Annotated in this window: 12 protein-coding genes; 11 read left to right on the top strand and 1 reads right to left on the bottom strand. The window is 42.8% G+C overall.

Annotated features, from left to right (window positions below; translation table 11 throughout):
- Positions 1-54 precede the first annotated feature (54 nt).
- From AEA42_RS01435 to AEA42_RS01390, 10 genes are all read left to right on the top strand, one after another.
- Positions 55-2,484: a DNA polymerase II gene (locus AEA42_RS01435; protein WP_055646789.1), complete on the top strand. Its 2,430-nt coding sequence runs from the start codon at positions 55-57 to the stop codon at positions 2,482-2,484.
- 220 nt (positions 2,485-2,704) lie between these two features.
- Entirely contained in the window at positions 2,705-3,913 is a 1,209-nt protein-coding gene (locus tag AEA42_RS01430; RefSeq protein WP_055646754.1) for a porin, read from the top strand.
- 278 nt (positions 3,914-4,191) lie between these two features.
- Positions 4,192-6,861, top strand: coding sequence for a TonB-dependent receptor (locus AEA42_RS01425; RefSeq protein ID WP_055646753.1), 2,670 nt, complete (start codon positions 4,192-4,194; stop codon positions 6,859-6,861).
- A 67-nt stretch (positions 6,862-6,928) separates the two neighbouring features.
- Complete coding sequence (locus tag AEA42_RS01420; RefSeq protein ID WP_055646752.1) at positions 6,929-7,888, top strand: class I SAM-dependent methyltransferase; 960 nt, start codon at positions 6,929-6,931, stop codon at positions 7,886-7,888.
- Between the two features lie 457 nt (positions 7,889-8,345).
- Entirely contained in the window at positions 8,346-9,128 is a 783-nt protein-coding gene (locus AEA42_RS01415; protein ID WP_037417266.1) for a DUF3450 domain-containing protein, read from the top strand.
- Positions 9,128-10,483 (top strand): MotA/TolQ/ExbB proton channel family protein, encoded by a 1,356-nt coding sequence (locus AEA42_RS01410; RefSeq protein WP_037417269.1) that lies wholly within the window; start codon positions 9,128-9,130, stop codon positions 10,481-10,483. The genes AEA42_RS01415 and AEA42_RS01410 overlap by 1 nt, the downstream gene beginning before the upstream one ends.
- The gene (locus AEA42_RS01405; RefSeq protein ID WP_081990911.1) at positions 10,483-11,010 is read left to right on the top strand and encodes a MotA/TolQ/ExbB proton channel family protein; all 528 of its coding nucleotides are present in this window, start codon (positions 10,483-10,485) and stop codon (positions 11,008-11,010) included. The genes AEA42_RS01410 and AEA42_RS01405 overlap by 1 nt, the downstream gene beginning before the upstream one ends.
- A 13-nt stretch (positions 11,011-11,023) precedes the next feature.
- Positions 11,024-11,428: a biopolymer transporter ExbD gene (locus AEA42_RS01400; RefSeq protein ID WP_006081158.1), complete on the top strand. Its 405-nt coding sequence runs from the start codon at positions 11,024-11,026 to the stop codon at positions 11,426-11,428.
- A 1-nt stretch (position 11,429) separates the two neighbouring features.
- Positions 11,430-12,053 carry an energy transducer TonB gene (locus tag AEA42_RS01395; RefSeq protein ID WP_055646751.1) on the top strand — a complete coding sequence of 208 codons (624 nt, stop codon included), beginning with the start codon at positions 11,430-11,432 and terminating at the stop codon, positions 12,051-12,053.
- A 2-nt stretch (positions 12,054-12,055) separates the two neighbouring features.
- Entirely contained in the window at positions 12,056-13,303 is a 1,248-nt protein-coding gene (locus AEA42_RS01390; RefSeq protein WP_037417278.1) for a tetratricopeptide repeat protein, read from the top strand.
- A 51-nt stretch (positions 13,304-13,354) separates the two neighbouring features.
- On the opposite strand, the gene AEA42_RS01385 is transcribed toward AEA42_RS01390, so the two are convergent.
- A complete protein-coding gene (locus tag AEA42_RS01385; RefSeq protein WP_037428125.1) occupies positions 13,355-13,864 on the bottom strand; it encodes a diguanylate cyclase in 510 nt (169 codons plus the stop codon).
- 80 nt (positions 13,865-13,944) lie between these two features.
- On the opposite strand from AEA42_RS01385, the gene AEA42_RS01380 reads away from it, so the two are divergent.
- Entirely contained in the window at positions 13,945-15,774 is a 1,830-nt protein-coding gene (locus AEA42_RS01380; protein ID WP_055646750.1) for a DUF885 domain-containing protein, read from the top strand.
- Positions 15,775-15,821 lie beyond the last annotated feature (47 nt).

The raw sequence follows: 15,821 nt of genomic DNA, 5'->3' as shown, positions 1-15,821 counted from the left end.
TATTCTGTATCCCGAGAATCAATAAACAGCGAGAGCCTTAGAGTGAAACCGCAGTTGAATTCCCCCGAGAGTCTTGCACATGACACGGCTGCGCCCGTGAGTGTACAGGGACGCGTCCTGACGCGCCATGCTATTACATGCGGTTCAACGCTTGTGTTGCAGTATTATCTCGCCACTGTTTCTGGCCCAGTGCTGGTGGAGTTACCTGGCTCTGAGTACATTTGTTTTTGCCATCAAAGCGATATGGCTGCATTACAGTTACAAACGCCGGGGCTGGCGCTACGCTTTGTGCCGCTTATGCTTAAAAGTTTTAAAAGACAAGCCGTGGCGGCGATTTATGCCCAGTCGAGCAGTGTGTTTCGTCACTTACAGCGGATAGCGACGGATGCTGGTATTCCCTTATTTGAGGCGGATATCCGTCCCGAGCAGCGTTTTTTAATCGAACGTTTTGTCGCGCTCGATGTGGCATTTTTAGGGCATCAAGTAAGCAATGTGGGTTTACAAGACCGCTTGCCCGTCTTTAGCGCCATACGGGCCAAAGCGGTTGCACCGCAGCCGGAAATAAAATTGCGTTCAATCTCCCTCGATTTTGAATGCAGTTTTGACGGATTACTCTATTCCGTGGCCCTTTATGGACGCGATGCGCAATCTCAGCCCTATGAAAAAGTCATTATGGTGGGCGAGGCGCTGCCAGATGCTGCAATCTATATCGAATGGGTGAACGATGAGGCGGCGCTTATTCATCATCTCATCGCTTGGTTTACTGAGTTTGATCCCGATGTGATTATTGGTTGGTCAGTAGTGACCTTTGATCTGGCCCTGTTATATCGGCGTGCGTTACTGCACCGGATCCCGCTGCGTATCGGTCGAGGTAGTGCGCTTCTCGAGTGGAAGGTCGAGAATAAATTTCGGCCTGAAACCTTAAGTTTACCGGGGCGAGTGGTGCTCGATGGTATCGATTGGTTAAAGGCGGCCTTTTATCAATTCGAGCGCTTCTCCTTGGAATTTGTCGCCCAAGCGTTACTCGGTGAAGGCAAAGCGATTCATAATGTAGAAAATCGAGTCCAAGAGATTGATGCGCTATTTACCGAAAATAAGCAAGGGCTTGCTCACTATAATCTGACTGATAGTCGCTTAGTGTGGGATATTTTTGAGCATACTCAGTTGTGGGATTTTGCCCTCGCTCGCGCCGAGTTAACGGGATTAGAACTGGGGCGGGTAGGCGCCTCGGTCGCCGCATTCAATCATTTGTATCTACCGCATTTACATAGAGCGGGTTTCGTTGCGCCCGCAGAGCCTGCAAGTCAAGGGATTGAAAGCCCTGGCGGTTATGTAATGGATTCAGTCCCTGGTTTTTATCAGCATATTTTAGTGTTTGACTTTAAAAGTCTTTATCCATCGATAATTCGTACTTTTTTGATCGATCCGAAAGGGCTCATTGAAGGTCTGGATAACGAGGAACATATTTTGGACGAGTCTGAAATCGTTCCCGGTTTTTTAGGGGCTCGTTTTAGTCGGCATCAACCGATCCTACCAAAACTCATCCAAAATCTCTCAGAACAACGCGAAAAAGCCAAGCGGGAGGCAAATGCGCCTTTATCGCAAGCAATTAAAATCATTATGAATTCGCTCTATGGGGTTTTAGGCTCCCAAGGCTGTGTTTTCCATGATGCGAAACTGGCAAGCTCCATCACCATGCGCGGTCATAAAATAATGAAACAGACTCGCGCTTGGATAGAGGAAATGGGTTATCAAGTTATTTATGGGGACACGGATTCCACCTTTGTCTATTTGGGCTCTGATCCTGATCTCAGTGATATTAATGCCTTAGGTAAGCAGATTGCCGCGCAAATCAATCAACAATGGCAGAGTAAAATCGTAAAGGAGTTTCAGCTAGAAAGCTTCCTTGAGCTACAGTTTGAGCGCCATTACGAACAGTTTTTTATGCCGACCTTGAGGGGATCGGAGGAGGGGAGTAAGAAGCGTTATGTCGGTGCTTGGCGCAATAGGAATGGAGGGCTGGAAATCACTTTTAAGGGGATGGAGCAGGTGCGAAGTGATTGGAGCCCCTTAGCGCGTAAGGTTCAAGCTGAACTTTATGAGCGAATGTTCAATCAGCGAGATATCAGCGGTTATCTCGCTGGTGTCATAAGCGAACTGCAGTCAGGAAAGCGGGATGCTGAATTAGTGTTTAGTAAACGAATGCGCCGAAATCTTGAAGAGTACACCGCAAAATCCTCCCCCCATGTCAAAGTCGCACGTCAGCTATGTGAGTTAACAGGAAAGGTATCCTATGGCAAGAGAGGAGCTCAGATTGATTATGTCATCACTGTAAATGGTCCTGAACCTGTTTCGCATAGATCGTCTACAATTGATTATCAATACTACATAGATAAGCAAATTGGCCCTATTGCAGAGCCTGTCTTTTCAATAATGAAATTAAATTACACGAACATTGCCTCTAAACAGTTGCTGTTAATTTAGTGTTGCCGTTGTGTGTTTTGTGTTTTACTTGCGGGTCTTTGTAGTGTTTTAACCTGTTTTATAGAGGTTAAACACGCTGTTTTTGTGATGTTTCTCTACATAATCTTTAGGTTTCGCTTGGAGAGTGGAATGAAAATTTGCTACTCTCACCGGGAAATTGTAAGGAAATATAACAACGGAATGACGTTGATAAAACATAAACGAAAAGGTTAAGCACCAAATGAACAAAACGTTAGTAGCAACTGCGCTAACAGCACTCTTTCTCGCCCCAACTGTATCTGCAATCGAAATCTACAAAGATGATAAAAATGCGGTAGAAATCGGTGGCTTTATCGATGCGCGCGTAATCAACACTCAAGGTGAAACTGAGGTTGTTAATGGTGCTTCTCGAATTAATTTTGGTTTCAGCCGTGAGTTAACCCACGGTTGGAACGCCTTTGCTAAATTGGAATGGGGTGTGAACCCTGTTGGCAGCAGCGATATTGTCTATAACAACCGCTTCGAATCTGTACAAGATGAGTTTTTCTACAACCGCTTAGGTTACGCGGGCATTAGCCACGATGAGTACGGCACTATCACTATTGGTAAGCAATGGGGTGCTTGGTATGACGTGGTTTACAACACCAACTACGGTTTTGTATGGGATGGTAACGCGGCAGGTGTTTACACTTTTAACAAAGACGACGGTGCAGTAAACGGCGTTGGTCGCGGTGACAAAGTTGTTCAATACCGTAACAGCATTGGTGATGTAAGTTTTGCGGTTCAGGCGCAATTGAAAAACAGCAGCTTCTACACCTGTGATATCGAAAACATCACAGAAGAAGCCTGTGAAGTGGAATGGAACGCAGGTAAGAAAGAAGCGCAACAAGTCACTTATGATTACACCTATGGCGGCTCTGTAACTTACAAAGCGACAGATAAGCTAAGCTTGATGGCGGGTATTAACCGCGGTGAATTTGATATTGCCTATGGCAATGGCGACCAAAAAACCGCTGTTGATCTGATCTACGGCGTGGGCGCAACTTGGGGCGACTTCGATAAAGATGGCTTATATGTTGCGGCCAACGTTCACAAAGAAGAAAACCATGATACCGACAACATTGGTCGCTTGATCAAAGATGCCTATGGTGTTGAAACTTTAGTTTCTTACAAGTTTGATAACGGTTTACGTCCATTTGTGTCTTACAACATTCTGGATGCAGGTAAAGACTATGTTATTCAACCTAACTTTAACGCCGATCCTAACGATGTGTTCAAGCGTCAGTTTGTAGTTGTAGGTTTACACTTTGTTTGGGATCCAAACACGGTTCTGTATGTTGAAGCACGTAAAGACTACAGCGACTTTACCAGCTCAGATCAAGCGCAAGAAGCCAGAATGTCATTGTCAGAAGACGACGGCATCGCCATCGGTATCCGCTATACGCTTTAAGCCTCAGTTGTTTATCTAGAAACTAGATAACTAAAAGTTAACAAAAAACGCCAGTCAGCAATGACTGGCGTTTTTGTTTATGCCGCCGTTATTCAGGCCTCCCGCTGTGGCATGTCTTCATTTTTTTTTATTTGTTTATTTTATGTTGATTAAAGGTTTTATATGTGATTTTATTGTCCCCGATGAGTTCTTCGTATATTCCGAAGAACTCCTGTTTAAAACTGCTTATTTAATAAGCGGATTATAATAAAGACATAATATGTCCAGGGAGATAGACAATGCATAAGAATAATTTATTAGCTAAATCTGTGCGCCTAGCACTGATTGGCGGTATGACTGCTGCAACATTCATGAGCGTTTCTGCTGTTGCTGCAGAAGACACAACTGCTAAAAAAGAAGAAGTTGAACGTATTGAAGTTACCGGTTCACGCATTAAACGTACCGACATGGAAGGTTCAGTACCTGTCACTGTCATTGACCGTGAAGCAATTGATATGTCAGGTCAAACTTCTGTTACTGACTTGTTACGTAATACTACGTTCAACTCCACTGGTTCTTTCCGTCCACAATCAGGCAGCAGTGCACAAGGTACCGCTTCACTTGACTTACGTGGTTTGGGTTCTAGTCGTACTCTCGTGTTAGTCGATGGTCGTCGTCTGACTATGTCTCCATCAACAGGTTCAAGCCAAGACTTAAACGCTATCCCATTAGGTGCAGTTGAGCGTGTTGAAGTTCTGACTGATGGCGCTTCTGCAATTTACGGTTCTGATGCGATCGGTGGTGTGGTTAACATCATTACACGTAAAGATTTTAACGGCGTGCAAATGAGCTACACCGAAGGTTCACCAAGCATTCCAAAGGATGGCGGTGACAGAAGTGCGGGTAGTGTACTGTTTGGTTCATCAAGCGATAAAACTTCTTTATTAGGCGGTGTTTCATGGAACAAGCGTGATATTGTTTATGCGCGTGATTATCCGTGGACAACTCCAGGCGGTTCTTCTTATGGTAACAACTACCGTTTATCTAGTGGTAGTGGTTATCTTGCAATTCCTGGAGGTTGTACAGAAGAAAACTTCCGCATGAACGGTGCTGCTTGCGTATATAACTTCAACGCAACTAACGCAAACGAAGCCTCGACTGATAACCAATCCATCTTCTTGAAAGGTGAACACCAAATCAATGATGATTGGAAAGTTTTCTCTAATGCCAGCGCGGCACAAACTGAATCGTTTGGTCGTTATGCTCCAGTGCCAGATACCAACGCTTTCCAAGGTTATTACATTGCGGCTGATAGTTATAACAACCCGACTAATCCAGATGCATGGTTCTATGATACTGCCAATAACCCGAACGCTGTAGCCTATGATCCAGCTGTTGGTGCCGCGCAAGGAGTGAACATTTACCATCGTTTCGCAGCGCTAGGTAACCGTGATACGACCGTTAAAAACCTAAACACTGACTTCTTAGTTGGTACTAGCGGTATTATTGCTGATGCTGTTGAAGTTGAAGCGGGTTTCCGCCGTGTTCGTAACTCTACTAATGAAATTGGTAATGGTTTCTTAGCGGCGGGTACTGCTTGGGCTTATGTCAATGACTTCAACCCAGGTTACTGTGATGATGGTTCATTCGATGCCACTAACTGTCGTTATGGTTATGACGTTCAAAACCCAAGTTCTAACCCTGATGATGTTTTAAAAGGTTCTGCTGCTACTACTACACGTAACAGTACATTCAATATCGATGAGTTCTATATGAACGCTTCTTTCGATATCGTTGATTTACCAGCAGGTACTATCCAAGCATTCGTTGGTGCTGAATACCGTAAAGAAACCTATAGCGATGCCTATGACTCTCAGTCTGAAGCTGGCTTAATTGGTGGCTCTTCTGGTAACTCTGCAGGTGGTGACCGTGATGTCAAAGCGGCATATTTTGAAACTTTAGTGCCAATTTTAGATAATTTGGAAATGACTGTAGCTGGTCGTTACGACAAATATTCTGACTATGGCTCAGATTTCTCGCCAAAAGTATCTGTTAAATATGAACCAATTGATGCACTTGTACTACGAGCTTCTTATGGTAAAGGTTTCCGTGCACCAACCTTAGATATTTTAACTCAGAAAACGGCTTTCTCTGCTGACTCAGTTGATGATGCAGCAACTTGTGCAGCTTTAGGCTATGCAGAATGTCCAGATTCAGGCGTGCAGATTAACGCTTACCGTTTAGCAAACCCTGCTTTAGCATCTGAAAGCTCAACTCAAATGGCTGCGGGTATTGCTTATCAACCAACTGACTGGTTGAACTTTGCTATCGATTATTACAACATTGAAATTGAAGATCGTATTGCATTCTTCAGTGCTCAGGACTTGATCGATCGTGAAGAAGCGGGTGACCCAATCCCTGCTGGTTTAGGTGTCGTTCGTTATGCTGGTGGTGATATTAACTACATCAACACTGGCTATGGTAACGAAGGTACGCTGAAAACTTCTGGTTTAGATTTTAACTTAAGAACTAACTTCGATTTCGGTGAAGCAGGTTCATTAGCTCAAAATTTACAAATCAGCCACATGCTAGATTATACAATTGACGATGGTCGTGACTTAGTACAAGATCCTGGTATGCCACAACAACGTGTCACGTTATCAAACGTTTATACATTCAGTGACTTCGACTTTGCTTGGAACATCAACTTAATTGGTGACCAATACTCTGACGTTTATACAGATGATGTCACTGGTAATCTAGTTCGTGATGGGCATATTGGTTCTTGGGTAACTCATGATATCCAAGTGACTTACACTAGCCCATGGAACACCAAACTGAGTGTTGGTGCAGAAAACGCCTTCGAGAAAGAGCCTCAGTTAATTGGTTACGGTGGTCGTGAGTACAACTACAACCTCTACAATGGTTGGGGACGTGTGATGTACTTCCGTATCAGTCAATCATTCTAGTTGACTTAGTGTAAGCAGGTGTTCAAAGGCAGGGGCAACCCTGCCTTTCTATTTTATGCGGTAATTTATGAAACAATGGACTAACTACTGGCAACATTCCAAAGCGTTAAATAGTTTTTCAGAAGGTGAAAGTGCTCTGGGATACCACGGGGAAATGCTCACATTTTGGGAGAATAAATTAAAAACGCTACCTCATTCGGCTTGTTTGCTTGATATTGGTACGGGAAATGGTGCTTTAGCTGTTTTATGTTTTCAATATGGACAATCATTGGGGGGTAATTGGCAAATATTAGGTATTGATGCCGCGGATATCAATCCAAGGGAAAATATTTACTCTAACGAAAGCATAAACCTAGCATTACAAAAAATTGTATTCCAAGGCAATACGTTCATTGAAAATAGTAATTTAGAGGCTGATAGTTATGACTTTATATCCAGTCAATATGCTATTGAATATGCAGACTTATCTAAATCGATAAATGAAGTATTTAGAGTGTTGAAGCCAAATGGAAAATTTTGTGCATTAATGCATTCATGCCAATCTGAGATTGTAAAGGATTCTAAAGTCGGACTAGCTTTTCTTGATGAACTGATAAATGAAACCAACTTTCTAAAGGATGTCTCAGTTGTTTTATCTTACTCAGTGAGTTTTTTGAAAGCGGGAAGAGTCTTAGCCGATGACCCTGAATTCAAAAGACTCAATCAATCACTCATAAAAAGAGTATCCTTTCTCAAATCGAGAGCACAAGACGCTGGCTGTGAGGTTTGGTTCAATTCAATTTTATCTAGGATAGGGCCTTTGCTTTATAACTTAAGGCTTCAGAACGTTGAAATTTTTGCTGATTATTGTGAACAATTGAGTCTTTACCGGATGCGAATTCAAGATCAATTAAATGCAATAGTGGACAAACATAGGAAAGAAATCATCTCGAGTACTCTTGATAGGCTAGGAGTTAAGTATTGCTTTTCTGAACTCATAATCGAACATAGAAACGTAGGTTTAATTTTAGAATTTAATAAAAGTTAATGGACCTTTGGGTTTGACTTCTACTTTTCGCATATAGCCTAAATAACACCATTGATTTCATTATACTACAGTTTTTGGATTTAACTTACTGTAATTTAAGGGTTTAATTAACAACTATGCCCATGACATTAATTCATTAATTTTAATAGTTGTGTTTATGAGCGTTGACTTTTCACTGGTTCTTTCGTTTTGTTCAAAAAAACGCCTTTCATAAGCTTTTTTAAAGCCAGTGGTTTTTTACGCTAGTTTTAACCACTTCTCAATGTTGACACAGGTCAACATTTTGTGAAATGATGCCGACGGGTCTATGCCTGTAAAGGCATAGGAAAGGGAAGAAAAAACTAAGAATCACAAGAGAAAGATGAGCTTATGGTAAGCATTTCCTAAAGTAAGTCTTGCTTAAAGTGATGTTGCTGGTAAGTTAACTTTTTTATTCACTTCAAATTGGTTGGGAACTATGTCCAAGGTAAGCAATAGAACAAAAATCGCTACTGCACTTGTTGGCGTGCTGGCATTAGCGAGCAGCAACTTAGTAGTTGCAGATCCTCTTACCGACGTGCAGAAAGCGGATAGTATGATCCATGCTGATGCTGCTGCGTCGCAAAAGAACGTTGATAAGTATTTCGATCAAGCACAAGACATGCTTTTTGAGTATGGTTCAGTTGCTGATGAGCGTGAGTCACTGAAGTCCTATAACGATTACGTTGCCAGCTTGGTTGCTGATCAACAAAAAACAATGGACGCAGTTCAAAATGACATTAATGGCGTAGATAAACTACGTCAGGGCGTTGTGCCTTTAATGTTTAAAATGGTTGAGTCTTTAGAACAATTCGTTCAATTAGACTTGCCATTCAACTCTGAAGTCCGTGCTAACCGTGTTAAAGAGTTAAAAACACTGTTAAACACAGCAGAAGTGACTTTAGCTGAAAAATACCGTTTGATCCTGGATGCGTACAGCATCGAGCGTGAGTATGGTAGTGCTGTTGCAGTTAACCAAGGTAAATTGACCTTAGATGGTAAAGAAGTATTAGTAGACTTCTTTAACTTGGGTCGTGTTGCTCTGTATGCACAAAGCTTAGATCAAAAGACTGGCTGGATGTACAACCCAGAAACTAAGGGTTGGGATAAGTTAGATGACAGCTATCTGCGTGAACTGACTAAAGGTATCCGCATTGCCCGTAAACAAGGCGCTCTAGATCTATTCGCATTACCAATTCCTGCTGCGGAGACTGCACAATAATGAAGAAGTTAATTACTACAGCTGTATTAGCTGCAAGTTTTTCTTTAACTGCTGGTATGGCTAGCGCTGCTGATGCACCTAAGACCATCGACCAATTATTGCAGCAAGTTAAAGTTGATCGCGCTGCTGAAGGCAAAGTTAACAGCAAGCGTGAGCAAGAGTTCCAAGCTGAGCGTGGCGATAAAGCGGCTTTATTGAAGCGTGAAAAAGACGCTTTGGCGGCTGAAAAACAACGCGGTAAAGATTTAAACCAAGCCTTCTTAGATAATGAGCGCAAAATCGCCCAGTTAGAAGAAGACCTGAAAACTGCTCAAGGTGACTTGGGTGAGATGTTCGGTGTGGTTAAAGGTGAAGCGGGTGATTTCGCTGGTAAATTAGCGAGTTCAAACGTCAGTGCTCAATATCCTAATCGTGACAAATTTGTTGCTGATTTAGGTGCACGTAAGCAGTTACCAAAAATTGAAGAGTTAGAGCAATTCTGGCAAGAACAGTTATTCGAAATGGTACAAGCTGGTAAGGTTGTTAAATTCGAAGGTTCTGTGACAGCGATTGATGGTAGTGTAAAAAATACCACTATCCACCGTATCGGTGCTTATAACCTAACGGCTGATGGCAAATATGTTGTTTACAATCCTGAATTGGGTCTGATTCAAGAGTTATCACAACAGCCAGAAGGTTACCAAGTCAGTGCTGTTGGTAAATGGGAACAAACCGCTTCTGGTTCTGCACCATTCTACATCGACCCTGCTCGTGGTGTTCTGTTAAACATCTTCACTAACAAAGCAAGTATGGAAGACCGTATTGAATCTGGTGGTACAATCGGCTATATCATTATGATTTTGTTAGCGTTAGGTCTGTTGATCTCTATTGAACGTTTGGTGACCATGACTATCATCGGCGCCCGTGTGAACAGCCAACGTAAGAATGTTGATAAACCAGGTAACAACGCTCTTGGCCGTATCCTGAAAGTGTATCAAGAAAACAAAGACGTTGATGTTGAAACATTAGAGTTGAAACTTGATGAAGCGATTCTGAAAGAAACGCCTGCACTAGAATCTCGTATTTCAATCATTAAAGTACTGGCTGCTATCGCTCCTATGATGGGTCTATTGGGTACAGTAACCGGTATGATTGCAACATTCCAAAGTATCCAATTATTTGGTACTGGCGATCCAAAACTGATGGCTGGCGGTATTTCAATGGCGCTGGTAACAACGGTTCAAGGTCTGGTTGCGGCTCTGCCTCTAATGTTAATGCATGCTATTGTCGTTGCACGTAGCAAAGCCATTGTACAAGTTTTAGAAGAGCAAAGTGCGGGTATCATCGCAGCACATGCTGAGAAGAGGGCTGACTAATGATGATTCACCTGATGGACATATGGGATTCCGTCAGGGGCTTCATGGCCTCCGGAGGCGACGTCCTCTGGTTAGTTGCGTTTGTGCTGTTCTTAATGTGGGTATTGATGCTTGAACGTTACTGGTATCTTAATTGGATATCACCAAAGCAACATAAAGCAATCATAGCTGCATGGGATGCTAGAGAGGAAACTACCTCTTGGTACGCACACCGTATCCGTGAAGCTTGGCTGTCCCAAGCGAAGCAAGATTTGAATGCACGTATGCTGATCATTAAAACCTTAGTAGCGATTTGTCCTATGATAGGTTTATTAGGTACTGTTACCGGTATGATTTCAGTGTTCGATGTGATGGCAGTTCAGGGGACGAGTAATGCTCGTTTAATGGCGGCTGGTATTTCAATGGCAACAATGCCCACTATGGCGGGAATGGTTGCCGCATTATCGGGAGTATTCTTCAGTACTCGCCTTGATGCCAAAATGAAAATCAGCTTAGAAAAGCTAAAAGACAGCATGCCGCACCACTAGAGAGAGATTGAACATGGCACGTAAAAAGCATTCCAGTATAGACGAGGAAGCGCAAATTGATATGACACCGATGCTCGACATCGTGTTCATCATGCTGATCTTCTTCATTGTAACAACGTCATTCGTGAAGCCATCTGGTTTGGATTATAACAAACCAAAAGCATCACAAGCGACTTCAAAGCCTTCGGCTAACATCTTCATTGGCGTCAGCAAAACTGGCGTTATCATGATGGAAAACCGTCAGGTTGATATCGAACGTGTAACAGCAAACGTTGAGCGTATGTTAGCTGAAGCGCCTGAAGCAGCAGTGCTTATTCAGGCTGATAAAGACGCAATGCACGGCTTAGTTGTTAAAGTTCTAGACCAAGTCAAAGCGGCTGGTATAGATAAGATTTCGGTATCTGCGGGGAACGATTAATATGCTAAGAGCACTAGTATCAATCATTATTGGTGCTGCTGTGACTTTTGGTCTGTTCGCTTTTATGGCGTTCTTGGTCGGTGGTGGGGCGCAGCGCGCTGAAACATCGGCCGAGACCCCTGTAATTGAAATCACCATGGATAGACAGGATGCAAAAGCACAGAATAAGCCAAGGGTAGTGCCTAAACCGCCACCACCACCAGCACAGCCTGAGAAACCTCAAACTGCGCCACCAGATACTTCATCAAATATTGATACGTCTATGTCGTTCAATATGGGAGCTGTCGAAACCGGTGGTCATAGTGCTGGTGGTTTTAAGCTGGGTAATATGATGACTCGTGACGGCGATGCAACACCAATCGTTCGTATCGAGCCACAATATCCAATCGCAGCCGCTCGTGATGGTAAAGAAGGTTGGGTGCAATTACGCTTTACAATTAATGAGTTAGGGGGTGTTGATGACGTTGAAGTTATTCAAGCAGAACCTAAACGTTTATTTGATAAAGAAGCAATACGAGCACTGAAAAAGTGGAAGTACAAACCAAAGATTGTTGATGGTAAGCCACTTAAACAACCTGGTATGACAGTACAACTTGACTTCACTTTAGACAAAGGAGGCAATTAATAATGCGTAATGCTAATAAAATCGCAGTTGCGTTATTACTTTCCCTTTGTGGTGGTGCGTTATCAGTTTCTTCTGCTATTGCAGCTGAAAAGTGCGAAGTTGATAAACGTCAATCTAAAGCGGTAGGTGAGAGTGCTGCGAAAAAGGTCCAGAAGTCCTTTGAAGCTTATACGAATGGTCAAGTTGACGAAGCGATTGCCATTCTGTTAGAAGCAAACCCAAAGAATGATTTCGATAAAGCCTATGTCGCGCGTATGCTCGGTAACTTCTACGCCGAAAAAGGCAAGATGGATACCGCGATCAAGTACCTAAAACAAGCTGTTGAAGCTGATATTTTAGGTGGTACCGATCACGCTGCAACATTGCGCCTTTACGCCGATTTGTTGTTACAAGAGAAAAAGTTTAAGGAAGCGATTCCATACTATTACAAATGGATGGATTTCACCTGTAAGACTGATTCTCAGATGTACCGTCGCATTGGTATTGCACATACAGAGCTTAAGCAGTGGGATAAAGTAATTGAAGTGGCTGATAAAGGCCTTTCACTTGCTGAGTCACCTGATAAAGGTCTGTATCAGATGAAGTTAACGTCTTACTTTAACCAGAAGCAATATAAGAAAGCCGTTGGTGTGTTAGAAGTCATGGTACCGTTATTTCCGGATGACGGCAGATTATGGGTTCAGCTCGCACAATTTTATCTAATGGTCGAAGACTATGATAAAGCGCTAGCGACTTATGACTTGGCATATCGTAATGGTTTCTTAGAAACTGGAGCTAACATTACTCGTTTAGCTCAGCTGATGGCTCAGAAGGGTGCGCCATACCAAGCAGCGAAAGTTTTTGAGAAGCATATGAAGTCGGGCTTAATCACACAAGATGCTAAATCTTATGAGATTTTGGCTGGTTTTTACCAAAATGCGAAAGAGTTTAAAGAAGCCGCTGACTTTTATGGTAAAGCTGCTGCAATCAGCAATGATGGTAAGCTATATCTGAAGCAAGGTCGTTTACTGAGCTTGGGTGAGAAATATAATGAAGCGATTCCAGTGCTTGAAAAAGCAATCTCTTTAGGTATTGAACATCCCGGTGAAGCAAACTTCGAGCTGGCTTTAGCTCATCTTAGTTTGAAACAGTATAAGTCTGCTTATAATCGTGCTGTATTAGCTGCGAAAGATAAGAAGACAGAGAAGAGTGCAAACAGCTATATCTCTTACATCAAAGAGAAAGCTCGTATGCATAACGTCGAACTGTAATTCATCTAATTTGCTAGGTTGATCTAAAAAGCCCCGAAAGGGGCTTTTTGTTTATTGAAGCTTTACTAATGCCTGGGATTGCTGTTGTTTACGTTCAAGCTCTTGTGAAAGTTTGGAAACATTATTGAATATAGATTCAATTTTTTGTTCTTGAGTCGGTAAGCAAAGGCAAGCTGCGAGTTTGTAGTCAATTTTTAGCTTATGAGTTTTGCCAAACTCTTGATTAAATTCTTGAATATGATCTGCTATGCGATTAAGAACAACTTCGGTACCTGCTTCATCAATATTGAATAATCCTAAGGCAAAATGATTGTGGTCTAATCTAGCAATTAAATCTGTTGCTCTTAGCAGTGCTTCTTGTACTTGTTTAGTAAAAAATTCGAGTAAATGCGGTTGTTTAACGGTTTCATGAATGTGAGGGCACAGATACAATAGCGCCAAGCTTTGCTGTTCTCGTATATGCCTATGCCATTCTCGGTTAAAGACTTCCATGAAATAAGTTTGGTTGTAAACCCCTGTTTCTGGATCTCTAAAACCTGAGTTACGAAATGAGTAGATCATAGAATAATCCCGTAAGTAGACTTTTCAGTAAGTATAGGAAGAGTCTGGCTATCTCGGACGTAAAAGGAGAAATATAAAAAATGAAATTAAGTGTAGTTGCGGGAACGATAGCCTTAGTGCTAACCCTACAGGGATGCTCAAAGCCTGAAACAACAGTCGTTACACAGGAAGGGGCAACGCAGGCCCCAGCGACTCAAGCAGAAACCCAAACGGCTGAGTCGCGTTATGTTGCACTCGTCGATGCCTATTTTAAAGACTACTTGAAGCTCGAGCCTATTTACGCCACTTTTGTGGGTGTTAACGACTACAATGCGCAGTTTGGTGGTGATTTAACTGAAGAGTATCTTAAGGCTCGACACGATCTAAATACCCGCTATCTAGCACAAGTTAAGGCTATTGATGTTGAGCAATTACCAGCGGATTTGCAATTAAGTTATTCGTTGTTTGTTTATGATCGTGAAATAGCGTTAGTCGATGAAACCTATCCGTCACGCTTTATGCCTATCAGCCAGTTTTACAGTACTGTTATAACTATGGTGCAGCTAGGAAGTGGTGAAAGTGCTCAGCCTTTTAATACCGTTCAAGATTACCGCAATTGGGAACAGCGTGTGAATGGTTTTATTCAGTGGATCCAGCTTGCTCAACAGCGTATGGATGAGGGGATTGCAAGTAAGGTTGTACTTCCTCGAGTGCTGGTAGAGCGTATTATTCCACAGTTAGATGCTATGCTGACGACCGATGCCAGCCAAAGTATTTTCTATTCACCGATTAATCACTTCCCAGAAGGTTTTTCGGATCAAGATAAAGCTGAGCTAACGGTAAGTTATCAGGCGATGATTAATGAGCGTTTAGTGCCTGCATTAGCGGGGCTGCGCGATTACTTTAAGCAGACTTACTTGCCTAAGTCCCGTGCAACGGATGGTTGGTCTGGTCTACCAAATGGTAAAGCTTGGTATCAGCATTTAGCCAATTCTCATACCACCACAACCATGCCAGTGGATGAAATTCACCAAATTGGTCTGAATGAGGTCGCACGAATCCTTTCTGATATGGACAAAGTCCGTGAGCAAGTGGGTTTTAAAGGTGACTTAAAAGCCTTTTTTGCCTCTTTATCGTCTGAGCCACAATACTTCTATGGCGATCGCCAAGGCTTAATCGATGGTTATATGGTGTTGAAAGATAAGATTAACCAAGTATTGCCACAGTATTTTAATGTAATGCCAAAGGCCGACTATGTGGTTAAACCGGTTGAAAGCTTTAGAGAGCAATCTGCTGCGGGCGCATCCTATGAATCACCAGCCGTGGATGGGAGCCGTCCAGGGGTGTTTTATATCAACACCTATAACTTGAAAGCTCAGCCGAAATGGGGCATGACGACACTGTCACTGCATGAAGCGGCGCCAGGTCACCATTTCCAAATCGCTATTAAGCAAGAGTTAACGGGTGTGCCTGAGTTTCAACGCTTCAGCGGTTATACCGCGTTTGAAGAGGGCTGGGCGCTGTATGCTGAATACTTAGGCATCGAAATGGGGCTCTTTAGCGACCCTTATCAGTACTTTGGTAAGCTTTCAGACGAAATGCTGCGTGCGATGCGTTTGGTGGTGGATACGGGATTACATGCCAAAGGCTGGAGTCGCGAACAAGCGATTCAATACATGAAGGACAATTCGCCCATGGCCGAGTCGGATATTATTGCCGAGGTTGAACGTTATATGGCTATTCCTGGCCAAGCATTGTCTTATAAAGTGGGTCAACTAAAAATTCTTGCCCTACGTGAGCGTGCTGAAAAAGCCCTAGGTGATAAGTTTGATCTTAAGGCTTTCCATGATCAGATTCTGACTTCTGGCTCACTACCTATGGCGGTGATGGAACAGAAAATTGATCGCTGGATAGCGGCGACTAAGGCTTAACACGGAGTCGATTATGTAGCGCCGTTATCGATAACAAAATTGATAAC

Source organism: Shewanella sp. Sh95, assembly GCF_001308045.1.
GTDB lineage: Bacteria > Pseudomonadota > Gammaproteobacteria > Enterobacterales > Shewanellaceae > Shewanella > Shewanella xiamenensis.
This window is presented reverse-complemented; position numbering and strand designations above follow the sequence as displayed.

Coding starts and splice junctions, on each gene's coding strand:
- AEA42_RS01430 (WP_055646754.1), top strand. CDS start 2,705: ATGAACAAAACGTTAGTAGCAACTGCGCTAACAGCACTCTTTCTCGCC.
- AEA42_RS01425 (WP_055646753.1), top strand. CDS start 4,192: ATGCATAAGAATAATTTATTAGCTAAATCTGTGCGCCTAGCACTGATT.
- AEA42_RS01420 (WP_055646752.1), top strand. CDS start 6,929: ATGAAACAATGGACTAACTACTGGCAACATTCCAAAGCGTTAAATAGT.
- AEA42_RS01415 (WP_037417266.1), top strand. CDS start 8,346: ATGTCCAAGGTAAGCAATAGAACAAAAATCGCTACTGCACTTGTTGGC.
- AEA42_RS01410 (WP_037417269.1), top strand. CDS start 9,128: ATGAAGAAGTTAATTACTACAGCTGTATTAGCTGCAAGTTTTTCTTTA.
- AEA42_RS01405 (WP_081990911.1), top strand. CDS start 10,483: ATGATGATTCACCTGATGGACATATGGGATTCCGTCAGGGGCTTCATG.
- AEA42_RS01400 (WP_006081158.1), top strand. CDS start 11,024: ATGGCACGTAAAAAGCATTCCAGTATAGACGAGGAAGCGCAAATTGAT.
- AEA42_RS01395 (WP_055646751.1), top strand. CDS start 11,430: ATGCTAAGAGCACTAGTATCAATCATTATTGGTGCTGCTGTGACTTTT.
- AEA42_RS01390 (WP_037417278.1), top strand. CDS start 12,056: ATGCGTAATGCTAATAAAATCGCAGTTGCGTTATTACTTTCCCTTTGT.
- AEA42_RS01385 (WP_037428125.1), bottom strand. CDS start 13,864: ATGATCTACTCATTTCGTAACTCAGGTTTTAGAGATCCAGAAACAGGG.
- AEA42_RS01380 (WP_055646750.1), top strand. CDS start 13,945: ATGAAATTAAGTGTAGTTGCGGGAACGATAGCCTTAGTGCTAACCCTA.